General features: G+C 68.7%; 25 protein-coding genes. 14 read left to right on the plus strand and 11 right to left on the minus strand.

Annotated features, from left to right (window positions below):
- Positions 1-243: 243 nt before the first annotated feature.
- Positions 244-2,157 (minus strand): phosphomethylpyrimidine synthase ThiC, encoded by a 1,914-nt coding sequence (thiC, locus tag NQO67_RS09865; protein ID WP_255949427.1) that lies wholly within the window; start codon positions 2,155-2,157, stop codon positions 244-246.
- A 540-nt stretch (positions 2,158-2,697) separates the two neighbouring features.
- Between thiC and NQO67_RS09870 the strand changes: the two genes are divergently transcribed.
- Positions 2,698-4,353, plus strand: a complete 1,656-nt coding sequence (locus NQO67_RS09870; RefSeq protein WP_255949642.1) for a YibE/F family protein — start codon at positions 2,698-2,700, stop codon at positions 4,351-4,353.
- A gap of 78 nt (positions 4,354-4,431) precedes the next feature.
- On the opposite strand, the gene NQO67_RS09875 is transcribed toward NQO67_RS09870, so the two are convergent.
- Positions 4,432-4,647, minus strand: coding sequence for a DUF5326 family protein (locus NQO67_RS09875; protein ID WP_255949428.1), 216 nt, complete (start codon positions 4,645-4,647; stop codon positions 4,432-4,434).
- A 274-nt stretch (positions 4,648-4,921) separates the two neighbouring features.
- Complete coding sequence (locus NQO67_RS09880; protein ID WP_255949429.1) at positions 4,922-5,242, minus strand: cupin domain-containing protein; 321 nt, start codon at positions 5,240-5,242, stop codon at positions 4,922-4,924.
- A gap of 218 nt (positions 5,243-5,460) precedes the next feature.
- On the opposite strand from NQO67_RS09880, the gene NQO67_RS09885 reads away from it, so the two are divergent.
- From NQO67_RS09885 to NQO67_RS09915, 7 genes are all read left to right on the plus strand, one after another.
- On the plus strand, positions 5,461-5,838 hold the full coding sequence (locus NQO67_RS09885) for a phage holin family protein (RefSeq protein ID WP_255949430.1): 378 nt from the start codon (positions 5,461-5,463) through the stop codon (positions 5,836-5,838).
- A 9-nt stretch (positions 5,839-5,847) separates the two neighbouring features.
- Complete coding sequence (locus NQO67_RS09890) at positions 5,848-6,378, plus strand: low molecular weight protein-tyrosine-phosphatase (protein ID WP_255949431.1); 531 nt, start codon at positions 5,848-5,850, stop codon at positions 6,376-6,378.
- A 194-nt stretch (positions 6,379-6,572) separates the two neighbouring features.
- Entirely contained in the window at positions 6,573-7,751 is a 1,179-nt protein-coding gene (locus NQO67_RS09895) for a cystathionine gamma-lyase (protein ID WP_255949432.1), read from the plus strand.
- Between the two features lie 96 nt (positions 7,752-7,847).
- Positions 7,848-8,186 carry a hypothetical protein gene (locus tag NQO67_RS09900; RefSeq protein ID WP_255949433.1) on the plus strand — a complete coding sequence of 113 codons (339 nt, stop codon included), beginning with the start codon at positions 7,848-7,850 and terminating at the stop codon, positions 8,184-8,186.
- A 141-nt stretch (positions 8,187-8,327) separates the two neighbouring features.
- A complete protein-coding gene (locus tag NQO67_RS09905; protein WP_255949434.1) occupies positions 8,328-8,810 on the plus strand; it encodes an NUDIX domain-containing protein in 483 nt (160 codons plus the stop codon).
- Positions 8,811-8,917: 107 nt separating this feature from the next.
- Positions 8,918-9,457, plus strand: a complete 540-nt coding sequence (locus NQO67_RS09910; protein WP_255949435.1) for a DUF2269 family protein — start codon at positions 8,918-8,920, stop codon at positions 9,455-9,457.
- Positions 9,458-9,560: 103 nt separating this feature from the next.
- Positions 9,561-10,013, plus strand: coding sequence for a GNAT family N-acetyltransferase (locus tag NQO67_RS09915; protein WP_255949436.1), 453 nt, complete (start codon positions 9,561-9,563; stop codon positions 10,011-10,013).
- Positions 10,014-10,152: 139 nt separating this feature from the next.
- Here the strand turns inward: NQO67_RS09915 and NQO67_RS09920 are convergent, their stop codons facing one another.
- Complete coding sequence (locus NQO67_RS09920) at positions 10,153-11,646, minus strand: serine hydrolase domain-containing protein (protein ID WP_374118939.1); 1,494 nt, start codon at positions 11,644-11,646, stop codon at positions 10,153-10,155.
- Between the two features lie 57 nt (positions 11,647-11,703).
- A complete protein-coding gene (locus tag NQO67_RS09925; protein WP_255949437.1) occupies positions 11,704-12,321 on the minus strand; it encodes a hypothetical protein in 618 nt (205 codons plus the stop codon).
- 190 nt (positions 12,322-12,511) lie between these two features.
- Between NQO67_RS09925 and NQO67_RS09930 the strand changes: the two genes are divergently transcribed.
- Together NQO67_RS09930 and NQO67_RS09935 are read left to right on the plus strand one after the other, a co-directional pair.
- Positions 12,512-13,165 carry a class I SAM-dependent methyltransferase gene (locus NQO67_RS09930; RefSeq protein ID WP_255949438.1) on the plus strand — a complete coding sequence of 218 codons (654 nt, stop codon included), beginning with the start codon at positions 12,512-12,514 and terminating at the stop codon, positions 13,163-13,165.
- A 67-nt stretch (positions 13,166-13,232) separates the two neighbouring features.
- Complete coding sequence (locus NQO67_RS09935; RefSeq protein WP_255949439.1) at positions 13,233-13,979, plus strand: class I SAM-dependent methyltransferase; 747 nt, start codon at positions 13,233-13,235, stop codon at positions 13,977-13,979.
- A gap of 69 nt (positions 13,980-14,048) precedes the next feature.
- On the opposite strand, the gene NQO67_RS09940 is transcribed toward NQO67_RS09935, so the two are convergent.
- Entirely contained in the window at positions 14,049-14,729 is a 681-nt protein-coding gene (locus tag NQO67_RS09940) for a TetR/AcrR family transcriptional regulator (protein ID WP_255949440.1), read from the minus strand.
- An 84-nt stretch (positions 14,730-14,813) separates the two neighbouring features.
- On the opposite strand from NQO67_RS09940, the gene NQO67_RS09945 reads away from it, so the two are divergent.
- Complete coding sequence (locus NQO67_RS09945; protein ID WP_255949441.1) at positions 14,814-15,923, plus strand: FAD-dependent oxidoreductase; 1,110 nt, start codon at positions 14,814-14,816, stop codon at positions 15,921-15,923.
- A 46-nt stretch (positions 15,924-15,969) separates the two neighbouring features.
- Here the strand turns inward: NQO67_RS09945 and dnaB are convergent, their stop codons facing one another.
- Positions 15,970-18,339, minus strand: a complete 2,370-nt coding sequence (gene dnaB / locus NQO67_RS09950) for a replicative DNA helicase (RefSeq protein ID WP_308295637.1) — start codon at positions 18,337-18,339, stop codon at positions 15,970-15,972.
- Positions 18,340-18,798: 459 nt separating this feature from the next.
- Between dnaB and NQO67_RS09955 the strand changes: the two genes are divergently transcribed.
- Positions 18,799-20,148, plus strand: a complete 1,350-nt coding sequence (locus NQO67_RS09955) for an MATE family efflux transporter (RefSeq protein WP_255949442.1) — start codon at positions 18,799-18,801, stop codon at positions 20,146-20,148.
- Between the two features lie 266 nt (positions 20,149-20,414).
- On the opposite strand, the gene rplI is transcribed toward NQO67_RS09955, so the two are convergent.
- The 4 genes from rplI to rpsF all read right to left on the minus strand — a co-directional run bounded on the left by rplI (position 20,415) and on the right by rpsF (position 22,130).
- Positions 20,415-20,861, minus strand: a complete 447-nt coding sequence (rplI, locus tag NQO67_RS09960; protein WP_255949443.1) for a 50S ribosomal protein L9 — start codon at positions 20,859-20,861, stop codon at positions 20,415-20,417.
- An 18-nt stretch (positions 20,862-20,879) separates the two neighbouring features.
- Positions 20,880-21,116, minus strand: a complete 237-nt coding sequence (gene rpsR / locus NQO67_RS09965) for a 30S ribosomal protein S18 (protein ID WP_003949403.1) — start codon at positions 21,114-21,116, stop codon at positions 20,880-20,882.
- Positions 21,117-21,164: 48 nt separating this feature from the next.
- Positions 21,165-21,752 (minus strand): single-stranded DNA-binding protein, encoded by a 588-nt coding sequence (locus tag NQO67_RS09970; protein ID WP_255949444.1) that lies wholly within the window; start codon positions 21,750-21,752, stop codon positions 21,165-21,167.
- 87 nt (positions 21,753-21,839) lie between these two features.
- Positions 21,840-22,130 (minus strand): 30S ribosomal protein S6, encoded by a 291-nt coding sequence (gene rpsF / locus NQO67_RS09975; protein WP_255949445.1) that lies wholly within the window; start codon positions 22,128-22,130, stop codon positions 21,840-21,842.
- Positions 22,131-22,440: 310 nt separating this feature from the next.
- Here rpsF and NQO67_RS09980 point away from each other — a divergent pair, with 310 nt between their 5' ends.
- Complete coding sequence (locus tag NQO67_RS09980) at positions 22,441-22,764, plus strand: hypothetical protein (RefSeq protein WP_255949446.1); 324 nt, start codon at positions 22,441-22,443, stop codon at positions 22,762-22,764.
- A gap of 287 nt (positions 22,765-23,051) precedes the next feature.
- On the plus strand, positions 23,052-24,173 hold the full coding sequence (locus tag NQO67_RS09985; protein ID WP_255949447.1) for a lipid II:glycine glycyltransferase FemX: 1,122 nt from the start codon (positions 23,052-23,054) through the stop codon (positions 24,171-24,173).
- The last annotated feature ends 174 nt before the right edge of the window (positions 24,174-24,347 follow it).

Below are 24,347 nucleotides of genomic sequence, written 5' to 3' on the forward strand. Positions count from 1 at the left end.
GATCGACGAGCCGTTTTCGTGCACGAGCAAGATGAGCCCCTCTTAGCCCAACCCAGTCGAAGTCCGTCTTGGCGCGTCGGGCGGGTCGTCGCCGCCGCCATGCCCCCGAGCGGGGACGATGACGACGGCGACGGTGATCTCGGCCCGCCTACCGACTAGGCAGACGGCCGGTCTGTCAGCCCGTGTGCCTGTGTGCCTGTGTGCCTGCCTGTGTGCCTACCTACCTACCTGCCTGCCAGTCAGTCAGTCAGCCAACGGCAAGTAGACCCGGTTCCCCGCCGCCGCGAACTCCTTCGACTTCTGGAGCATGCCGGCCTCGATCTCCTCCTGCGTCGCCCCGTCGGCCGCCTCACCGCCGAAGCGGTCGGCGATGGACCTGCTGATTCGCATCGAGCAGAACTTCGGGCCGCACATGGAGCAGAAGTGCGCCGTCTTCGCCGGTTCGGCCGGCAGCGTCTCGTCGTGGAACTCGCGCGCCGTGTCCGGATCGAGGGCCAGGTTGAACTGGTCCTCCCAACGGAACTCGAAACGTGCGTCCGAAAGGGCGTCGTCCCATTCCTGGGCGCCGGGGTGGCCCTTGGCCAGATCCGCTGCATGAGCTGCGATCTTGTAGGTGATGACACCGGTTTTCACGTCATCGCGGTTCGGCAGGCCCAGGTGCTCCTTGGGGGTGACGTAGCAGAGCATGGCCGTGCCCCACCAGCCGATCATCGCGGCACCGATGCCGGAGGTGATGTGGTCGTAGCCCGGGGCGACGTCCGTGGTCAGCGGGCCGAGCGTGTAGAACGGCGCCTCGTCGCACAGCTCCTGCTGGAGGTCGATGTTCTCCTTGATCTTGTGCATCGGGACGTGCCCGGGGCCCTCGATCATCGTCTGCACGTCATGCCGCTTGGCGATCTTCGCCAGCTCGCCCAGCGTCTCCAGCTCGGCGAACTGGGCCCGGTCGTTGGCGTCCGCGATGGAACCTGGCCGCAGGCCGTCGCCCAGGGAGTACGTCACGTCGTAGGCGGCGAGGATCTCGCACAGCTCCTCGAAGTGCTCGTAGAGGAAGCTCTCCTTGTGGTGCGCGAGACACCACGCGGCCATGATCGAGCCGCCGCGCGAGACGATGCCGGTCTTGCGGTTCGCGGTCAGCGGGACGTAGGGCAGGCGCACACCGGCGTGCACGGTCATGTAGTCCACGCCCTGCTCGGCCTGCTCGATGACCGTGTCCTTGTAGATCTCCCAGCTCAGCTCCTCGGCCTTGCCGTCCACCTTCTCCAGCGCCTGGTACAGCGGAACGGTGCCGATCGGGACCGGCGAGTTGCGCAGCACCCATTCCCGGGTGGTGTGGATGTTGCGGCCGGTGGACAGGTCCATGACCGTGTCGGCGCCCCAACGGGTCGCCCAGGTCATCTTCTCCACTTCCTCCTCGATGGAGGACGTCACCGCGGAGTTGCCGATATTGGCGTTGACCTTCACCAGGAAACGCTTGCCGATGATCATCGGCTCGATCTCCGGGTGGTTGACGTTCGCCGGCAGCACCGCGCGCCCGGCGGCGATCTCGTCGCGCACGACCTCGGGTGAGAGCCGCTCCCGGACGGCCACGTACGCCATCTCCGGTGTGATCTCGCCGCGCCGCGCATAGGCGAGTTGGGTCACCGCCCGACCGTCGCGGCCCCGGCGCGGCCTGCGTGAACGGCCGGGGAAGACGGCGTCGAGGTTGCGCAGGCCCCCGCGGGGCGCGGTGTGCTTGATGCCGTCGTCCTCGGGGCGGACCGGACGGCCCGCGTACTCCTCGGTGTCGCCGCGGCCCGCGATCCAGCTCTCCCGCAGCGGCGACAGTCCCCGTCGAACGTCGGTCTCGGCCTCCGGGTCGGTGTACGGGCCGGAGGTGTCGTACAGCGTGACGGCCTGTCCGTTGGTGAGGTGCACCATCCTGACGGGAACACGCAGGTCCGCGTGTGCTCCGTCCGGCCCCGGCAGATAGGCCTTGTGCCAGCCGAGCGTGGGCCCGGAGGCGGGGGCGGGGGCGTGCGGTTCCGATGCGGCGGAGTTCGGGGGCTGTTGGTGTTCGGACTGAGTTGGGTTGGACTTCTGGTGCTGGTGTGACGTGCCGGAGGCAGCCGTCTCCTCCACAGAGTCGGAGGCAGACGCGTGCGCATCCTGAATGGTCATAAGACCTACTCCCTACGCCGGCATTACCCGGTAACAGGTTCGGCGGTCGACGCAGCTGCTTCCGTACGACGAGGCGTGGTCCCGTGGGTGCGAGGCAAGTGCCCGCACACGGCACGCTTCTCGGGTACGAAGGTTCAGCGCCCTCTCAGCCCGGTGCTCCGAGCTCCCGCGTTGTGCAAAGGTTCCTCCACGCTAACGTCCGAGACGCCGCACTGAACAGGGGGGCGCCACGTAGTCCCTCCACGGAGCCCGCAGTTCCGCCATGATCGAGCGGTGACCAGCATGCAGCCCCCGTCCACCCCGCCACCCGGCCGCGCACCGGACGGCTACGGCCACGACGCCCACGAACGCGCAGGTGGCGGCCGTGACTACGGGTATGCCTGGCCCGGTGCCGACGGCACACGGCCGGGCGGGTCGTGGCCGGGTGGGTCGGGTCGGGACGGAACCGATCAGGACGGGACCGGTCAGGACAGGTCGGGTCAGGACGGGTCATGGGCGGCGAGTGGGTCCGGAGAGGAGGGATCCTGGCCGGGTGGGCCGATCCCGAGCGGGTCCTGGACCAGCGGGCCCGGTCCTGACGCATCCGGGCCTGGTGGCCCTGGCGGTTCGGGCACCGCGGGCCGGGGGCACGGCGCGGGCGGCCGCGATCACCACGCCCATGGCCAGGGAAAAGCTCCTGGTGGTCATGGGCACGAAGGGGGTGGAAACGGGCACGGGAACGGGCCGGGGCATGGGCACGGGCACGGACATGGCCATGGGCACGGACATGGGCATGGGCACGGGCACAGCCACGGGCCGGCCGCGCCGGTGTCACAGCATCTGCGCAAGGTGATCGCCGCGGTGCTGATCCCCTTCACGGCTGCCGTCCTGGCGGGGCTGGTGGTGTTGTGGCCGAGCGGTGTGCCGTCGCACCAGCGGAGCGGAGTCGGCTTCGACCGCCAGACGCAGCAGGCGGAGGTGGTCCGCGTCGACAAGGTCGACTGCGCCACGGTGGACGGCTCCGGTGGATCCGGCGGTGACCCGGCGGCCGGAGCCAAGGACGGGTCCGACCCGCAACAGGCGGCCGATGGGGGAGGCGCCGGCGGTACCGGAGGCGCCGGCACGGGTGCGGGCGGGACCGGTGGCAAGAAGGCGACCTGCGGGAAGGCCACGATCCGGGTCACCAGCGGGAAGGACACCGGGCGTACGTTCACGGAGATCGTCCGCCCGGACTCGCCCCGGCAGCTGCACCAAGGGCAGCAGGTCGTGGTCTCCTACGCACCGGACGCGCCTCGGGACCTCCAGTACTCGGTGAGCGACGTGGACCGGCACCTTCCGCTGCTGCTGCTTGCCGGGATCTTCGCGCTCGCGGTGGTCGTGGTCGGGCGGTTGCGCGGCATCATGGCGCTGGTCGCGCTCGCCGTCAGCTTCCTGGTGCTGGCCCTGTTCATCCTGCCCGCCATCCTGCAAGGCTCGAACCCGCTGGTCGTCGCCGTGGTCGGGGCAAGCGCCATCATGCTGATCGCGCTCTACATGTGCCACGGCCTGACGGCCCGCACATCCGTCGCCGTCCTGGGCACTCTGGTGTCGCTGCTGCTCACCGGGGGGCTCGGCGCCCTCTTCATAGGGTGGGCCGCCCTGACGGGGAACACGGACGACTACACGGGCCTGATCCACGGGCTGTATCCGTCGATCGACATGAGCGGCCTCCTGCTCGCCGGCGTGATCATCGGCTCGCTCGGTGTGCTCGACGATGTGACGGTGACACAGACCTCGGCGGTGTGGGAGCTGCACCAGGCCGATCCTGCGCTGGGCTGGCGCGGGCTGTACCGGGCAGCCATCAGGATCGGGCGCGATCACATCGCGTCGGTGGTGAACACGCTCGTCCTGGCCTATGCCGGCGCCGCCCTTCCGCTGCTGCTGCTCTTCTCGATCGCGCAGAGCGACGTCAGCACCGTCGCGGGCAGTGAGGTGGTGGCTGAGGAGATCGTGCGGACGCTGGTCGGCTCCATCGGACTGGTGGCATCGGTGCCGGTGACGACGGCGCTCGCCGCACTGGTCGTCTCGGCGGACCGGCGGCCCGAGGCCCCGGCGACAGCAGCCTCCGCGACGGCTGGCCCGGCTGCGGGCAGGGCGGGCGTACCAAGGCCCGCTCAGCCGGCTTCGGGGGGTGGCCCGGCGGTACGCGGCGGTCGGGGGCGCCGACGGAAGCACTGAGCGCTGTGGGCAGCGGGCCGTGAGCACTGGTCGCAGCGGGCGCGCCGACGCCGCTGAACGGGCTCCCCGCCCCCTACCTCACCAGTCCCCGCGTGACTTGCTCGACATGAACTTACGCACCACGTACAGCAGCGCGCCGACGATCGCGACGAGTATCAGCACCTTGAAGAGCAGGCTGATGAGGAACGACACGATGCCGACGATCAGCCCGCCGAACACGAAGAGGGCGATGACCGGCACCACGACCCACTTCACCCACCAGGGCACGCCCGCGAAGATCTCACGTACCGCCATCGTCCTTACCGTCCTTATGTCTCTGGCTTCCGCAGCCTTCCGAGGAGCCCGGGGTTCCGGGCTCCACGGCCGGGCTGCCGTGTGTACCCAAGCCCGGTCGTCGTCACATCTGCGCCTCCGCGGCCTGCACTGGCCCGCCGTCGGTGCGCGACTTTCACTCCTTCGCCTTCGATGCTAAGCGCGTAGCCGGCTCTACGGGCACTTCCGCACCCCTTGTCCTACCCTGACCCGTCCCCTAGGGAATCCGGGGCGAGCAGACCCGTGGAGCGTCTGCTCAGCGTCCTTCCGGCGGCGAGAAGACCACGAGCACCCGCAGGTCCTCGGAGATGTGGTGGAACTTGTGCGCCGCCCCGGCCGGGACGTAGACGACGCTCCCTCGGGCGACCTGGGTGGTCTCGGTGCCGACGGTCAGTGAAGCGCGCCCGCTCACCACGAAGTAGACCTCGTCCTGCCCGTGCGGCTGCTGCGGGTCGGAGGAGCCGGCGTCGAGTGCGTAGAGCCCGACCGACATGTTCCGCTCACGCAGGAACTGAAGATACGCACCGTCGTTCGCGGCACGCTCCGCGTCCAGTTCGTCCAGCCGGAATGCCTTCATCGCCCTGCCCGCCCCTTGTCGCCTCGTCCGCCGTCCGGTGGCCGATCACCGAGTGCCGATCACCGGCTGCTGACCACCGAGTGCCGATTGCCCGACTACGTAAGTGCTCGCTTGTTCGCTTGTTGCGCTTGTTCGCTACGTGACGTGTTCGTGTGCGCTCCGTGGCCCTGCTCACGATCCGTCGCTGGTGCCCGTGCGCGTCTGCCACGATCAGACACATGAAGAATTTCCTCGTCAAGACGATCGCCAATGCGGCAGCCCTTGCCGTGGCCGTTTGGGTGCTCGACAAGATCACACTCACCGGAGGCAGCACCGGCGGCAAGGCACTTACGCTGGTCATCGTCGCGCTGATCTTCGGCGTGGTGAACGTCGTGGTCAAGCCGATCGTGAAAGTGCTCACCTTCCCGCTGTTCATCCTCACTCTCGGATTGTTCACCCTGGTGATCAACGCACTGATGCTGTTGCTCACATCCTGGGTCGCCGGCAAGACCGACGTCAGCTTCCACGTCGAGGGCTTCTGGACCGCGGTGCTGGGCGGCCTGATCGTCGCGATCGTCTCCTGGGCACTGCACATAGTGCTCCCGGACGAGGACTGAGAGGAGGCGGTGACGACGACCTCGGAGCCGTACCCGCGTGACCGGGCGTCCGCGCGGGCGCCGTATCGCGTGTGCTTCGTCTGTAGCGGCAACATCTGCCGCTCGCCGATGGCCGAGTACGTCTTCCGCGCTCAGGTCGCCGATGCGGGCCTCGACGAGGTGGTCGAGGTCGACAGTGCCGGGACGGGGGGCTGGCACGAGGGCGACGACGCCGACCCCCGGACCGTCTCGGTCCTGGCGGCGGCCGGGTATCCGTGTGGTCACACGGCGCGGCAGTTCCAGGCCGACTGGTTCGCACGGCTCGACCTGGTGATCGCGCTGGACTCCGGTCACCTGCGCACGCTGCGCCGGCTCGCGCCCACGCCCGAGGACGCGCGCAAGGTGCGACTGCTGCGTTCGTACGACCCCGGCGCGCGCGATGACCTCGACGTACCTGACCCTTATTACGGCGGCATCGATGGCTTCGAGGTCTGCCTGGAGATGGTGGAAGCGGCCGGCGAAGGGCTACTCACCGCGGTACGTGAGGCAGTGAAGGACTGAGCAGCATGGCACACGGGCGTAACGACGACGGGGGGACCGGGTCGGTAGACGCAGCAGAGGCACATGAGACAGCAGACGCGGCGAAGACAGCGAGAATGACAGACAGAGCAAGCACGGCAGCATCGAACGGAACAGCACGAGTGACCGGCGCAACGGGCCCGACCGGGGCGCCGGGCTCGTCCGACACCCCCCGAGTGTCCGGTGCACCGGTCTCGTCCGAGGCACCCGGTGACGGCACGCTGCTGGTGCGGGCCGGGCTGCCCGAACCCCTGAAGTACGAGCCCACCATGCCGGGCCCGGTCTTCGCGGCCCACTACCACCTCCCCGGCGACCCCACCGGCCCGTACACGTACGGCCGCGACGAGAACCCCACCTGGACGCGTCTGGAACAGGCCATCGGGGAGCTGGAGGCACCACCGGGCGCGGCTGGCAGCGTGGAGACGCTGGTCTTCGCCTCGGGCATGGCGGCGATCTCGGCGATCCTGTTCTCGCAGCTGCGCACCGGTGACGTGGTCGTCCTGCCGTCCGACGGCTACCAGGGTCTCCCCCTGATCGGCGACCAGCTCAGCGCGTACGGCATCGAGGTGCGCAGGGCACCGACCGGCGGCGACGCCCAGCTCGATGTGCTCGACGGCGCGCGACTGCTGCTGCTGGAGACGCCCTCGAACCCGGGCCTGGACGTGTGCGACATACGGCGTCTCGTGGCGGCCGCACATGCACGTGGAACGATCGTCGCCGTCGACAACACCCTCGCCACCCCGCTCGGTCAGCGCCCCCTTGAACTGGGTGCGGACTTCTCCGTGGCAAGCGGCACCAAGCAGCTGACCGGGCACGGAGATGTCCTGCTCGGCTATGTGGCCTGCCGCGACGCCGCACTGATGGCCCCGGTGCGTCGCTGGCGCAAGCTCGCCGGTGCGGTGCAGGGCCCCATGGAGGCCTGGCTGGCGCACCGTTCCCTCGCCACCTTGCAGGTGCGCGCCGAGCGCCAGAACGCCAACGCCCTCGCGCTCGCCCAGGCCCTCACCGACCGCCCCGAGGTGACCGGGCTGCGCTATCCGGGCCTACCCGGGGACCCGTCGTACGAGATCGCCTCCGGACAGATGCGGCGCTTCGGCTGCGTGCTCTGCTTCACGCTGCCGTCGGGCGCCCACGCCGAGCGCTTCCTGGCCGGACTGCGCCTGGTCGACGCCGCGACCAGCTTCGGCGGCGTACGGTCCACGGCGGAGCGGCGTGGTCGATGGGGTGGTGACGCGGTCCCGGACGGGTTCATTCGGTTCTCCGCGGGCGCCGAGGACACCGAGGACCTGGTCGCGGACGTCCTTCGGGCGCTGGCTCAGGCGGGAGCGGGCAACCAGGGTACGGAAGCCGGGTAAGCCCAGAAATCCGCCTTACCCGCCTGATACCCCAAAGGAGTCACGTTCGGAAAAGACCACCGCAACCGGCCGCAACCCGGCTACGGTGTGCGCACAATGACCGATTTTGCCGATGAAGCCCGCTCGCGCACCGCATGGCTCCTGCGGATGGCCGCGCCGGAACAAGATGCCGGCAGCATCATCGAATACGCCGCGGCCACACCGGAGCCACCGGTCATGGGCCCGCACGGCATCCGCACCCGGGGCTGCCCCCTGTGTCGGCGCACCATGTGGATGCAGCGCGAGATATGGGTCTGCGCATTCTGCGGCCATATCGAGGACCTCGTGTGCGCGCCCGTCGTTCCCGCCGAACCCGCCTGCACCGGCTCCCGAAGCGACGCCCACCACCAAGACCCTCGAGCGTCGCTCACGGAGTCGGTCGAGGGGAGTTCCTGACGTGTTTCCCTGCCACCCTGTCTCCATGGGGCCGTCGTCGTCGCTTCGCCTTCGTTGCTCGGAGTCACTTCGCCTTCGCTGCTCCGGCTGGCCTGAACAGCTCGATGTTTCACGTGGAACCAGCCGGGTCACCTTTCTCCCATGACCGTCCGACCCGTGGTCAAACGGACTGCCCGCGCCATCCTGCTCGACAACGACGATCTTGTTCTGATCAAACGGACCAAGCCTGGTATCGACCCCTACTGGGTCACTCCCGGTGGCGGAGTGGAACCAGAAGACGCCACCGTGATCGATGCACTCCATCGCGAGGTGGACGAGGAACTGGGTGCCAAGATCATTGATGTGGTGCCGTGTTTCGTGGACACCGTCGAACACATCGGTGAGGACGGCGGCGCCACCGGCGTCAAGGTGCAGCACTTCTTCGTCTGCCGGCTGGAGTCCATGGACACCTCCCGCCGTCACGGCCCTGAGGTGGAGTCGCCCTGCGGCACCTACGAGATCGTGCGTGTGCCCTTCACCCGTGTGGGAATCGCCTCCGTCCACCTTGTACCGCTGTCCCTGAGGCACTATCTCGACGGGAATATCGAGGGCGTACGCGCTCTGCACGCCATCGACCTGGGCTGACCTGACCCACCCGGCCAATCCGGGCGGGCGGATACGCCGACGCTAGTACGTCCGGTTACTCCCGCCGTCAGACGCCAGCCGGCGCCCGGCTCGGCATGGTGATTCCCGTGAAACTCCGCCGACCGGCCCGCCGGGCCCTCCTTGTTGTCCATGTCATCACCTCCGCCGGATGGCTCGGGCTCGCGCTTGGGCTGCTCGCGCTGGGCGTGACCGCAGTCACTACGGGTTCACCCGTGGTGACGGAGGCGTCATACCGTTCGATGAAGGTGTTCACCGACTGGCTTATCGCCCCGATCTCCCTACTGACCCTTCTGACGGGGTTGGTGCTCTCGCTCGGCACCCCCTGGGGGCTGGCGCAGCATCGTTGGGTCTTCATCAAGTTCTGGATGACCCTCGTCACCACCGGCTTGTCGATCTTCGCCCTGCGCCCCGAGATCACCAACGCTGTGGGTCACGCCATCGCCGGGGGAGCAATACCCGAGCAGTACGCCCTGATCAGCGCTCCCTCGGTCTCCCTCAGCGCCTACACGTTCATGACCGTGATCTCCGTGCTCAAGCCCTGGGGGCTCACCAAGCACGGTCAGCGGGTAAGGGACCGCGCCCGTCGTCGTCCGATGGACACCAAGGCGTTGCGCTCAACCGCCTGACCCGTGTGTACACAGGCCTCTGGCCTGGCTGTACGCGGCCCGGGCCACTCAGCGGCCCCGCCCGGCGCCGCTGCGCTCCTGCCCTGCGCATAAGCTTCCTCGCATGGCAGAGTTCGACGTGCGGCCCGCACTCCCCCAGGACATCCCCGCCATCGTGAACATGCTGGCCGACGACCCCCTGGGTGCCCAGCGGGAGTCACCCGATGATCTCGCTCCCTATCAGCCTGCGTACCAACGAGTGGCGGACGACCCGAACCAGCATCTGGTCGTCGCCGTCCACGAGGAACGCGTCATCGGGACCTTGCATCTCACGATCATCCCTGGACTGGCCCATCGGGGAACCACTCGGGGGCTCATCGAGGCCGTTCGTATCCATGCGGACATGCGTGGCCATGGGCTGGGCACGCACCTCATCCGCTGGGCCATCGAGGAGTCGCGTCGCCAGGGCTGCCGCCTGGTCCAGCTCACCTCCGATGCCACCCGCACCGACGCCCACCGCTTCTACGAGAACCTGGGGTTCTCCGCCACACACGTCGGCTTCAAGTTGAAGCTCTGACCTACCGGGATCATCCGCCTCAACGGAACTACCGGAACAAGGGTCCGACGGCGTGATGTTTCACGTGAAACACCACACCAGCCGCCCTGTCCACCGGACCCACGGACCGGTCTCGCCCCGACTCTCCCGCCCGAACGCCCTATCCGGGAAACGCCCTCCAGCCTTCCTCGTCCACTCCACCCGGCACCGGAGCCTGTCGGTCATACGGCTCACGGGTGAACACGAACGACCCCACGTCGAGATGGCTCACCGCTCCGTCGGATCCCCGTACGGCGCGCAGGATCTCCCCCGCGTAGTAGCCGTTCAGGCCCGTCCAGGTGCCATCACCGTTCGGTCGGAAGCGCGACCCGCGCCCGCGCCCCCCGGCGATCGGACCGAGCACGACAGCCCCGTCCGCCGCCGGCCGCAGCACATGAGCCTGGGTGCCCCAGTACCAAGGGCCCGCCAGCTTCAGGACCGCGTCATCCACCTCCGTCAGCGGCTTCCACGGCTCGGGGATCCGTGGCTCGGCCTCCCCCACGATCCGTACCAGGTCGCCGGCGATGGCGGTGACCGACGGGCCGGAGGTGCAGTTGGCGAGAGCGATGGCGGCCAGCCCCTCCTCGACGCTGATCACCAGGCTCGCCAGGAAGCCCGGTACCGATCCCGCGTGCCCCACGAGCATGCGGTCACCCTGCTGCTGGACCTCCATACCGAGGCCATACGCATAACCGGTTGCCACATCCGACGCCTCGGACGGGGCGGCGGGCGTCCGCATCTCCCGTACGGAGTCGGCGCCGAGCACCCGGTCGTCGCCGTGGCTCAGGAAGGCCGCGAACCGGGCTAGGTCCCCTGTCGTGGACCACAGCCCTCCGGCGGGTGTCATCAGCCCGAGGTTCTCCGCAGGTTCCGGCATCATCACATCGGCCCACGGATGCACGGCCCAGCCGCCCGCGTGGGGGGACTGGGGCTCCACGCTGGTGCGGTCCAGCCCGAGCGGCTGAAGGACCTCCCGACGCAGCACCTCTTCCCACGGGGCGCCCCGCAGCCGTTCGACCAGCTCGCCCAGCACCGTGAAACCGGTGTTGGAGTAGTGGAAGCGCCGCCCTACCGGATGCCGGAAGGGCTCGTCACCGAGCACGTCGCCCAGTGTGGGGCGCAGTGAGCCCGGGGTGCGCTCCCACCACGGTGCCGGCGCCTCGGCCGCCAGGCCCCCGTTGTGGGAGAGCAACTGCGCGACGGTGGCCTCGCCGATGCCGGTGTCCGGAAGGTGTTTCTCCAACGGATCACCCAGGTCCAGCACGCCCTCGTCGCGCAGTCGCATCACCAGCACGGCGGTGAAGGTCTTGCTGATCGAGCCGATCCGGTACTGCACCTGCTCATCCGGTTCATGTCCCGCTACGCAGGACCGCGCCCCGCGCCAGACCACGTCTCCGTCACGCACCACAGCGGCCACCAGGGAAGGAGCCCGGCCGTCCGTCTGGCCGGTGGCGAGCCGGTGCAGCAGCGCCCGGCGCGTGCCGGGCAGCAGTCGGCCCGTGATCGGGCCCTCGTCGTCCGTTCCAGGCCCAGCGTGCACGGGCGAGGGCTGCGGGGACGACTGAGGGGGAGGGAGTTGGTCGGACGAGGACTGGGCGGATGCCGAAGTGGTCATGCCCCCAGTCCATCGGCGAACCGTCCGGGCGTCGAGCCGATTTCCGTGGCTGTCACGCTATCGACGCACCGCAACCGTGGCCCGTCCGTGCCGGTGGCGCCGCTGCTGAGGACCGCGCGCACGGCCAACCGCGTCGTTTCGGTCCCTGCTCCCGCCTCCAGCCCGGCCCGGAGAGAGATCCGGCCAGGTCAGCGTGATGGCGCCGGCCACCGGCAGGGCGTGCCAACGGTCCGCGAACTCATCCAGGCGGGCCACGATACGGTCCACCAGATCTTCGTCCGCCACCTCCTGCATGACCTGCGAGAACCACAGCGGAAGCTCGCTGCGGTGCCCGGCCCGGAACGCCCAGAGCGGCTGGCAGATCGAGGCCAACCGCTCGGACCGGGCCATGTCCGCATGCTCGGCCTTGCTCGGGGTTCGCTTCGCCTCCTGGCGCGCCTGCCGTCTGCGCACGGCCGGATCCGCGGGCCAGAAGAGGTTGCTCCGGCCGGCCGCAAGCCTGCCGAAGACGCCCCCGGGCAGTCCGGCTTCCGCTTCCACGAGGAAGTGCACGGCGTCATGCGGCACGAAGTCGTCGTACCCGGGCCCCTGACGCGACGCCAGCTCCGGCCCCTGCTCCCGAACGACCGCGATCCGATAGCGCCGCCCCGACATCTTCGTGAACGTCACGTCCATGACGGCACCGTAGCGAGAAGGCGGACATGAAGGCATGGGAATTTCGGCAGCCCACGCCGTCCTGGGGAACGGATCAGCCAGGGCCCTGCTTGACCTTGCCCGAAGGTGAAGGCCGACGGTGGACACGGCACCAGGCCGGCCCGCCGAACGCGCCGGCCCCTGACACGGAACCCGGACGAGAGGCACGCGTATGGATGTCGACGCTCTCCTGGCAGAGCAAAGGGCCTACTACAGGGACGGCGCCGCTGAGTACGACCGGCCCTACGCGGAGTACGAGGAGCTTCAGCAACTGCTGACCGTGGTCGATGACCTTCCGATTGCCGGGGATGTGCTGGAGTTGGCCTGCGGCACGGGCCAGTGGACCCCGCTGCTCGCCGAGCGGGCGCGGTCGGTTACGGCCGTCGACGCGGCAGCTGAAGTGCTGGCCCTCGCTCGTGCGCGTACCGTCTCCCCCAAGGTCCGGTTCCTTGCGGCGGACGTGTTCGAGTGGCTGCCGTCGCGCCGCTATCAGACGGTGTTCTTCGCCTTCTGGCTCTCCCATGTGCCGCCGGAACGGCTGGCCGACTTCTGGCGTACCGTCGCCACCGCGCTCACGCCGGACGGCAAGGCGATCTTCGTCGACGACGGCCCCGCCACTGCCTCCGAAGAGCACGTCCTCACGAACCAGCCCGCCCCCGCAGTGCTACGTCGGCTCGACGACGGCAGCCAGTACCGCATCGTGAAGGTCTTCCACGATGCCGGAACGCTCACGGACGACCTCACCGCCCTGGGGTGGTCGTCGGTGCACGTCCGGGCCGTCGGCAGGCACGTCATCGGTGTCGCAGAACCTCCCGCCCGTTCCTGACCAGGTTTCTCGATCTTGGTCAATACCCGGTCGCGTTCCGCCTCCCCGGGACCCTAAGCTCGCGCGGATGACATCCAGATGGACGAACGAGGCCGCGATCAGGCAGTGGAACACGTCCGCCACGCGTGAGTCGATGGAAGCCATGGCGGAGAACGGGGACTTCGCCAAACGGAATCTGGTGAATCCGGCCCTGCTGCGACTGCTGGGGGATGTGCACGGCCGACGAGTGCTGGACGCGGGATGCGGAAACGGGTACTTCAGTCGCATTCTCGCCGGCCGCGGGGCGCAGGTGGTGGGCGTCGAGCCAACGGACAACATGTGCGCTTTCGCCCGTGAGAGGGAAACCGAGCTGGGGCAGGGCGTCACCTACGTCCAGGCGGATCTGACGCGGATGCCGGACCTGGGCGAACCCTTTGACGCCGTGGTGTGCAGCATGGTCCTGATGGCGATCCCCGACTGGAAGCCTGCGATGCGCGCCTGCGTGGCGGCTCTGCGCCCGGGCGGCCTGTTGGTGTTCGCCCTGGTCCACCCTGCCTTCGAGGAGTTGTGGGGCAGCTGGCGGGAGCACGGTGAATATCGTGTGCGACGGTACCTGGAGGAGTACGAGGTCGTCGGGCTTGCCGCGTCCGACTTCCACCGGCCGATCTCTGCTTACTTCAACGAACTGGCCTCCCTCGGCTGCCGCCTGCGCGAGGTGGCCGAGCCGGGGCTCGACCCTGCGGTGGCGGCAGAAATGGAGCCCACCACCCCGGGGATCGACGGATACGTCCACCTGCCGAACTTCCTGATCGTTTCGGCCGAGGCACCCGCCTGAGTCCAAGCTCAAGGCGGTTCGAGCAGGACAGGGCCGCGGGCAGCGCTCGTCGGGTGCCTCGGCCCCGCGTCAGCTTGAGATGCGCGCTTCGATGCCGTCGAGGAGGAAGTCGAGGCCGGTCCGGAAGGTTTGGTCCGCGTCCAGATGGGGGCCATCGTGGACGACCGAGGCCAGCGCGGGAAATCGGCCGGTGGCGAAGGTCCGTTGCAGATAAGGCCCGAAGGCGGCCTGCCACTGCTTCTGGTCCATCCCGGAGGCCCGCTCGGCGCGCCGCTCGGTGATCTCCCGGCGTACCGCGCCGATCACGTACGCATGGACCGCCGCGACCGCCGGCACGACGGTGCCCAGGTCGACGCCGCCCATCGCGGCCAGCACGGCCTCTCCGCCGGCCATCGTGTTCGGCCCGAGCTGGGGCCGCCCGCCGAGCAGGTCGGCGAGCCATTCACGCTGGTGAGCGGCTTCCCGGATGGCCTCGGCAAGGGATCGCAGCACCTCTCGCCAACCGTCTCCGGCCGGCCTGATCTCCGCGTGGACCGCATCGACCATCAGGTCGAGCAGCTCCTCCTTCGTGGCGATGTAGCGGTACAGCCGCATCGGTCCGACGTCCAGCACCGCGGCGACCTTGCGCAGCGACACCGCGTCCAGGCCGTCCGCATCGGCGAGTCGGATCGCCGCTTGGACGATCCGCTCCCGGCTCAGCGGGGCCGGCATCGGTCGATCCGGCGGCTCCGGCCGCTCCCACACCAACATGCCGACGACAATACAGCGTTGGAATCGATACAGCGTCTCTAGTGATACGGTGTATCGACAGATACGGTGAATCGGGGGGTACCTATGACCATCGCCATTGTCGGAGCCGGCTTGGGTGGCTTGGCCCTGGCCCGGGTGCTGCACGTGAACGCCATCGATGCCGTGGTGTACGAACGGGAAGAATCGCGCAATGCGCGCGGTCAGGGCGGCATGCTCGACATCCACTCCGGGCAGCGGGCGCTGCGCGAGGCCGGTCTGATGGACCAGTTCCACGCGATAGCCCGTGGTGAGGGCCAGGACATGCGGCTACTGGAGCCGGACGGCACCCTGCTGCTGCAAGAGGACACCCCCGAGGACGCCCCGTTGAAGCGACCCGAGGTGGACCGTGCCGATCTGCGCAACCTGCTGCTGGACTCCCTGCCCGAACACACGGTGCGCTGGGGGCACGCGTTCGAGTCCGCCGACGACGGCGTGCTGCACTTCGCCGACGGCAGCAGTGCGACGTATGACCTGCTGGTCGGCGCCGACGGCGCGAACTCCCGAGTCCGTGCACTGCTCACCGACGCGCGACCGGAGCACATCGGCCAGAACGTCATCGAGCTAGGCATTCCCGACATCGACCGCACCCACCCCGACCTCGCGGCGATGGTCGGACGCGGCAACTACTGGGTGCTCGGCAACGGACAGTCCCTGGCAGCACAGCGCAACGGCGACGGGCGCGTCCGCATCGGCCTCAGTTTCTACAACACCGCCGAGGACTGGTTCGCCACCAGCGGGATCCCGTTCGACGACCCGGCCGCCGCCCGGGCGCGGCTGATCGAGCTTTTTGCCGGCTGGGACGCACGGTTCACCACACTGATCGCAGCCTGCGACGACACGGTCCTGCCACGCTCGATCAGCACTCTCCCGGTCGGCCTGACCTGGCCGTCGACACCGGGTGTCACGCTGCTCGGCGATGCCGCGCACCTGATGCCGCCGGTGGGGGAAGGCGCCAACATGGCGCTGCTCGACGGCGCCCTGCTCGGCCTCGCACTGGCGGCGTACCCGGACGACCGTCCCACCGCCGTCGAAGAATACGAACGCGAGATGTTCGAACGCACCAGCGCCGCCGCCCGGATGTCGGCTGACATGCAGGAACTGCTGATGTCGCCGGACGCCAGCCGGAGAATGCTCGAGTTCTTCCAACCGAGCTGAAGGCGGCCGAACACGGCCGGGCAACCGCTCGCCCAGCCGGCCGTCCTCACGTCCCCGCCATGTCCACGAACCGCGAGTAGTGGCCCTGGAAGGCGACGGTGATGGTGGCCGTCGGGCCGTTACGGTGCTTGGCCACGATCAGGTCGGCCTCACCCGCGCGAGGGGACTCCTTCTCGTAGGCGTCCTCACGGTGCAGCAGGATGACCATGTCGGCGTCCTGCTCGATGCTGCCCGACTCACGCAGGTCGGAGACCATCGGCTTCTTGTCGGTGCGCTGTTCGGGACCACGGTTGAGCTGGGAGAGCGCGATGACCGGCAGCTCGAGCTCCTTGGCCAGCAGCTTCAGGTTCCGTGACATGTCCGAGACTTCCTGCTGGCGACTCTCCGCGCGCCGGGAGCCACCCGACTGCATCAGCTGGAGGTAGTCGATGACCACCAGCTTCAGGTCGTTGCGCTGCTTCAGGCGTCGGCACTTCGCGCGGATCTCCATCATCGACAGGTTCGGCGAGTCGTCGATGTAGAGCGGTGCCGCGGTCACCTCCGGCATCCGCCGGGCCAGCCGCGTCCAGTCGTCGTCGGTCATCGTGCCCGACCGCATGTGATGCAGGGCCACACGTGCCTCTGCGGAGAGCAACCGCATCGCGATCTCGTTGCGCCCCATCTCCAGCGAGAAGATGACACTGGGCAGATCGTTCTTGATCGAGGCGGCCCGAGCGAAGTCCAGAGCCAGCGTGCTGTTGTGCGTGGGCACCATCGCCTCGGTGGCCACGTACAGATGATCCGGGTGGTCCACCTGGACGCAGCGGACCGGAACGCTGTCGACCTCTCGTACGTCCGTGATGAAACGCCGCGTCGGCCGGGGCGTGCCGGGGCGCCTGCGTGCCGCGTGCGTCTGCCGCTCGGGCGCCAGCCGGAAGACGTCATCCGCGGTCGTGAACGTGACGAGGTACGAGGTCAGCGCCCCGGCGTCGCCCCTGCGCTCGGTCGCCGCACCACAGCGGTAGCCGAGGCTCACGACCAGTTCCCGAAGGTCCTCGGCCAGGGCCTGGTCGGGCACCGCGATCTGGATCGCGGTGCCGGTGACCGTTCCCCCGCTGTCCAGCAGGCCGGCGAGCAGCGCCCTGCGCTGGCCGGAAGAGGCCCGGAGGTACTCCTGGGGGATGCGCCTGCTCTCCGCCGCACTGCCGCCGTCGCCCAACCGTGCCCCCAGCGTGTACGGGGGTACCGGCAGTTCACGGTCGGGGAGGTCGAGCGGGGTCACGTTCTGCACGGAGTGGTTCAGGCGCTGGTCGGCGAGGTTCGTACAGCGCAGGGTGGCGGCGATCTCCTTGGTGGTCCGCACCGCGGGACGAGCCTGCTGGCGGTGTGGACCGCTTCCCCGGGCGGCGCGACGGGAGGCCCTGGTGTCGGTGAGCCACTGGTGGTCCGCGTCGGCGATGACCGTGGTGCCGTCGTCGAAGGTCAGTTGGTAGCAGGGGCGGCCCACCATGACGTCGGTCGTGGCGACCACGCGCGTCGGTCTGCCGTCCGCGGCGATCAGCTGGTCTCCGACCTCGACCGCGCCCATCGTCGTCCAACCGGTGGGCGTGGCAAGGGGCGTGTCCAGGGCCAGCGCCTTGCCCATGGCGGGCCGCGCCGCGATGACGATCATCTGGCCCGGGTGCAGACCGTTGGTGAGCGAGTCGAAGTCGGTGAACCCGGTCGGTACGCCCGTCATCTCACCGCTGCGGGACCCGATGGCCTCGATCTCGTCGAGCGCGCCCTCCATGATCTCGCCCAGCGGAAGGTAGTCCTCGTTGGTGCGCTGCTCGGTGACGGCGTAGATCTCTGCCTGGGCGCTGTTGACGATCTCGTCGACGTCTCCGTCGGCGGCATAGCCCATCTGGGTGATGCGGGTGCCGGCCTCGACCAGGCGGCGCAGCACCGCCCGCTCGTGCACGATTTCCGCGTAGTACTCGGCGTTGGCCGCGGTCGGCACCGTCTGGACCAGGCTGTGCAGGTACGCGGCGCCGCCGACCCGGGTGATCTCACCACGACGGGTCAGCTCGGCGGCGACCGTGATGGGGTCGGCCGGCTCGCCCTTCGCGTACAGGTCGAGGATGGCCTGGTAGACCGTCTCGTGGGCGGGACGGTAGAAATCGTGGCCCTTGAGCACCTCGACGACGTCCGCGATCGCGTCCTTGGACAGCAACATGCCGCCCAGCACGGACTGCTCGGCCTCCAGGTCCTGCGGGGGCACGCGCTCGAAGGCGGTTCCGTCGCCGTCCCAGGCGCCTGCGCCCGAACCGCGGGCGGGCTGGTCGTCACGGCGGCCGATCTCGGCGGGGTCGCCCTTGGCGCGCCGGCGGGAGGATGGCAGACGATCACTTGGTCCGCTGTCGGCCCAGGGGTCGTCCAAAGGCTCGGAAAGGCTCACCGGGCCACCTCCTCGCGTCCGCCAAGCGGACCTAGCCGTGCCCCTCTTTCTTACGGCACGGCACTGACAAAGTAAGAGGCCCAACTCCGGTTCCGATGCGTCAGTTATGTGACGTTTCCGGGGTCACCTCATGAGACGGGCGCCGCACTACGGTAGGCCCGCCGGCACCGTCAGCCAATCTGGTTATCCACAGGGGCTGTGGATGACGGGCCCCAGGCTGTGGAGAACTCGCCGAAACCTGTGCACGACCCGGTGGACAGGGCTGTGCACAAGCTCGCCGCTCCCTCAACAAAGCCCGTGTGACCTGTGCTTTCGCCGTCCACCGGCTGTGCAGAAGAAAAAGATTCTCGGTCGGCCCACAAGCGCGTCCCGCCCTGTGCGAACGCCCGCCCGACACCACTCTTCGTAAGGGACAACCTCACATTGCATCCCTTACCTGTGGAAGATTACATTGGTGTGATGACCCAGGCTCCCGTAGCTGCCGACCACCCCACCCGAAAGAGGCACAGACAGCACGATCGAGAGATCGTGGCGCTTGCCCTGCCGGCCTTCGGCGCGCTCGTCGCCGAACCGCTCTTCGTCATGGCCGACAGCGCCATCGTGGGTCATCTCGGCACCGCCCAGCTGGCCGGCCTTGGCGTCGCATCGGCGCTCCTGACCACCTCGGTGAGCATCTTCATCTTCCTGGCCTACGCCACCACGGCAGCGGTCGCCCGGCGCGTCGGCGCCGGCGATCTCCAGGCGGCCATACGTCAGGGCATGGACGGCATCTGGCTCGCCATCCTCCTCGGCGCCCTCGTCATCATCACCGTGTTGCCCACCGCCCCGGGATTGGTGGACGTGTTCGGCGCCTCGCCCACCGCGGCCCCCTATGCCACCACCTATCTGCGTATCTCCGCCCTGGGTATCCCCGCGATGCTGGTGGTCCTCGCCGCCACCGGCGTCCTGCGCGGACTCCAGGACACCCGCACCCCGCTCTACGTTGCCGTTGCGGGCTTCATCGCCAACGCCGGCCTCAACGCCGCCCTGGTCTATGGCGCCGGCCTCGGCATTGCAGGATCTGCTTGGGGCACCGTCATCGCACAGTGCGGCATGGCCGCCGTCTACCTGTGGGCCGTCATCCGCGGCGCACGACGCCACGGCGCCTCCCTGCGTCCCGATGTCGCCGGGATCCGTGCCTGTGCCAGCGCGGGCGCACCCCTGCTGGTCCGCACGCTTTCCCTGCGCGCGATCCTCATGATCGCCACAGCCGTGGCGGCGCGGCTGGGCGATGCGGACATCGCCGCCCATCAGATCGTCCAGTCACTGTGGAGCCTGCTGGCGTTCGCCTTGGACGCGATCGCCATCGCAGGGCAAGCGATCATCGGACGCTATCTGGGAGCGGACGACGCCCAGGGAGCGCGGGACGTCTGCCGCCGAATGGTGCAGTGGGGAATCGCCACCGGCGTGGTGCTGGGTCTCCTGGTCCTTGCGACCCGGCCTCTCTTCCTGCCGCTCTTCACCTCGGACTCCGTTGTGCAGAACACGGCCCTGCCCGCCCTGCTCATGATCGCCGTCTCCCAGCCGATCTGCGGGATCGTCTTCGTTCTCGACGGCGTGCTGATGGGCGCGGGCGACGGCCCGTATCTGGCCTGGGCCATGCTGATCACCCTGGCCGTCTTCACCCCGGCGGCGTTGCTGGTTCCGATGGTCGGCGGCGGGCTCACCGCGTTGTGGGGAGCGATGACCCTCATGATGACGATGCGACTGCTGACCCTGTGGCTGCGTTCCCGGTCGGGCCGCTGGATCGTCACCGGCGCCACGCGCTGACACCACGGCATCCGTCGGGTGCAAGGGCGCGGCCGGCTCCCGGCCACATCCGTCAACGCGACTTCACCCAGGCGTCCGTGAATGCGCTGTTTCACGTGAAACGTTCTCAGCACGACAGCCGCGCAAGGGCGTACCCAGGGCCACAGCAGCACTCAATCCGGTCCACTCAATCCGGTCCACTCAATCCAGGCCGCAAACAGCCGTAGGGGCCGTACCCAACGGATACGGCCCCTACGAACGTGTCAGCCTTGTGCCCGACCGGAGGGTCAGGCGGCGACAACCTCGATGGTGACGCTGGCGGCCACCTCGGGGTGCAGACGCACGGACGTCGCGTGGGCGCCCAGGGTCTTGATCGGCGCGCCAAGCTCCACACGGCGCTTGTCCACCTCGGGGCCACCGGCGGCCTTGATCGCCGAGGCGATGTCGGCCGGCGTGACGGAACCGAAGAGGCGACCGGCGTCGCCGGACCGTACGGCCAGGCGGACCTTGGTGCTCTCGAGGCGGGCCTTGATCTCGTTGGCCTGCTCGATGGTCGCGATCTCGTGGATCTTGCGGGCGCGGCGGATCTGCTCGACGTCCTTCTCTCCACCCTTGGTCCAGCGGATCGCGAACTTCCGCGGGATCAGGTAGTTGCGGGCGTAGCCGTCCTTGACGTCGACGACATCGCCCGCGGCACCGAGGCCAGTGACCTCGTGGGTAAGGATGATCTTCATCAGTAGGTCACCCTTTCCTCAGCGCGCGGTGGAAGTGTAGGGCAGCAGCGCCATCTCACGGCTGTTCTTCACGGCCGTGGCGACGTCACGCTGATGCTGCGTGCAGTTGCCGGTCACGCGGCGGGCACGGATCTTGCCGCGGTCGGAAATGAACTTCCGCAGCATGTTCGTGTCCTTGTAGTCCACGTACGTGACCTTGTCCTTGCAGAATGCGCAGACCTTTTTCTTGGGCTTGCGCACAGGCGGCTTCGCCATGGTGTTTCTCCTGTGTGATCAAGAAGTGGGGGTACGAGCCCCGCCCCGTTAGAAGGGAGGCTCGTCCGAGTAGCCGCCGCCGCTGGAGCCACCGCCCCAGCTGCCACCGCCCTGCTGGCCACCGCCGGCCGGCGCTCCGGTCGCCCAGGGGTCGTCGGCGGGAGCACCGCCGCCCTGCTGCTGACCGCCGCCGGGGCCGCCGCCCCAGCTGCCACCGCCACCCTGCTGGCCGCCGCCGGGACCGCCGCCGTATCCACCCTGGCCGCCACGGCCGGCGGTCTTGGTGACCTTGGCCGTCGCGTTGCGCAGGCTCGCGCCGACCTCGTCGACGTCGATCTCGTAGACCGTGCGCTTGACTCCCTCACGGTCCTCGTAGGACCGCTGCTTCAGGCGGCCCTGCACGATGACGCGCATGCCACGCTGAAGCGACTCGGCAACGTTCTCCGCGGCCTGACGCCAGACCGAGCACGTGAGGAAGAGGCTCTCGCCGTCTCTCCACTCGTTGCTCTGCCGGTCGAAGGTGCGGGGGGTGGACGCGACGCGGAACTTCGCGACCGCCGCGCCGGAAGGGGTGAAGCGCAGCTCGGGGTCATCGACAAGATTGCCGACGACCGTGATGACGGTCTCGCCTGCCATGGTGGAACCTCTCGGCGGGTTTGCTGCTGGCTGCTTGTGCTGCCACTCGGGCTACTCAGCCCCCGAAGCCGTACTGAGCCGGGTGGCTCAGTGCACCTCGGGGCGGAGGACCTTGGTCCTGAGGACCGACTCGTTCAGGTTCATCTGCCGGTCGAGCTCCTTGACGACCGCAGGCTCGGCCTGCAGGTCGACGACCGAGTAGATACCCTCGGGCTTCTTCTTGATCTCGTAGGCGAGACGACGACGGCCCCAGGTGTCGACCTTCTCGACCTTGCCGTTGGCCTCGCGGACGACGGACAGGAAGGACTCGATCAGGGGAGCGACAGCGCGCTCCTCGAGATCGGGGTCGAGGATGACCATCACCTCGTAATGACGCATGTGTGAACCCACCTCCTCTGGACTCAGCGGCCACGGTCGTTCCGTGGCAGGAGGGTCGTGATGCGTGCGAGCAACGGTATCCCTGAGTGAACCAGTCACCACTGACAACGGGGGTCGGGAGCACCCGAGCTTGGGAGCGTCCTGGCGCCCCGTGGGAGTACCCGGGCAAAGGCCTGGGCAGACACCGTGCAGACGGTACAGACTACCCGTACACCGGCTCCCGGTTGAAATCCGGAGCCGATGGCCCACAGTCTGATATCCGACGGTGTGTACGGCACTACGATGCGCTGCCTTGCAGGAGGTGCCCGCTATGGTCCATGCCGCGCGATCCCGCACCGAGTCCCCTCTGTCCTCCTTGTTCTCCACCGACGGCAAGCCCCATCCCGTCCAGGACACCCTTCTGGTGGTGACGGTCCTCCTCGGAGCGACCGCGGCCATCTCCTCGATCTTCAGCAACCTCCATGTGCTCAGCTCGTGGACGGGCCTGGTGGGGATCATCACGGGTGGCTACGGGCAGTACATCTCCGAGACGACCCGCGAGCGCTTCGGGCTGGTCATCGGCCTCGGTGCGGCAGGCCTCGGCCTCTTCCTCGGCATAGCCCACGGCGGTCCGTTCGGCGGCCTGGTCGGCTGACCTTTCACGCCCACACCCGCGCCGGCGGGCAGGCGGGCGCCCCATCGGCTCGCCACCCGTTCGGCACCCGCTCGCCTGCCGGTTGCACAAGGTGGCGCATCGCGTGTTTTGCGTGCCCGCGACACCGGACCCGGTGCCGCACGGCGCGCCGCCCTCGGTCGTTGGTCCCGTAGTGCGGCGCGGGTGTCGTAGGGCCCAGCGAGGCGCTCCCTGGGCACAGTAGGCTTCGGCGCGGAGAGCCGGAGCCCCTGTACCCATGGGGACACACCAGCCCTAGGAGCGCCCGCATGAGCCTGTCCCTGAGGACCATCAGTCGTGAGCAGCATCTGGCGTACATCCGGAGCCTGCCCGCGGCCAGTCACTGCCAGGTTCCGGCATGGGCCGACGTCAAGGCGGAGTGGCGCTCGGAGAACCTGGGCTGGTTCGACGACCAGACCGGCGAGCTGGTGGGTGCCGGCCTGGTGCTGTACCGGCAGCTGCCCAAGATCAAGCGATACCTGGCCTACCTGCCCGAGGGCCCGGTGATCAACTGGTACGCACCGAACCTCACCGACTGGCTCCACCCGATGCTCACCCATCTGAAGCAGGCGGGCGCCTTCTCGGTGAAGATGGGGCCGCCGGTCGTGATCCGGCGCTGGGAGGCCGCTTCGATCAAGAAGGGCATCCAGAGCCCGGATGTGAAGCGGCTGCGCGACATCGAGGCCGACGTCATCGAGCCGCGGGCCTTCGAGGTCGCCGACCGGCTGCGCCGGATGGGCTGGCAGCAGGAGGAGGTCAGCGGTGCGGGCTTCGGTGACTTCCAGCCGCGCTATGTCTTCCAGGTGCCGCTGGCGGACCGCTCGCTGGAGGAGGTCCACAAGGGGTTCAACCAGCTGTGGCGGCGGAACATCAAGAAGGCGGAGAAGGCGGGCGTCGAGGTCGTCCAGGGTGGCTACGACGACCTGCCCGAATGGCAGCGGCTCTACGCGATCACGGCCGAGCGTGACCAGTTCAGGCCCCGGCCGCTGGCGTACTTCCAGCGCCAGTGGAAGGCCCTCAACGCGGAGGAGCCGGGCCGTATGCGCCTGTACTTCGCCCGGCACAACGGTGTGAACCTCTCCGCCGCGACGATGCTGGTCGTCGGCGGACACGTCTGGTACTCCTACGGCGCGTCGGACAACATCGGCCGCGAGGTGCGACCGTCCAACGCCATGCAGTGGCAGATGCTCCAGGACGCCTATCAGCTCGGCGCCTCCGTCTACGACCTGCGGGGCATCAGCGACTCGCTGGACGAGACCGATCACCTGTTCGGGCTCATCCAGTTCAAGGTGGGCACCGGCGGGGAGGCGATCGAGTATCTCGGTGAATGGGATTTCCCCCTCAACAAGCTGCTGCACAAGGCACTCGACATCTATATGTCGCGCCGCTGAGGCGAGCGGGCCGCCCGGCGGCGCATGACGGGGAGACGGGGGGCGACCGCGGGGCCGCGGCGGTGACCGAGGGCGGCCGAAGCATGTGAGAACCGGGCGTCTTTCCGCCGTATCCGGCAGAATTTCTCTCCATCCATCTCACATACCGCAGACACGAGAAAGGGTCCGGGACCG

Origin of the sequence: Streptomyces odontomachi, assembly GCF_024435355.1 — a bacterium.
Classification (GTDB): Bacteria; Actinomycetota; Actinomycetes; order Streptomycetales; family Streptomycetaceae; genus Streptomyces; species Streptomyces odontomachi.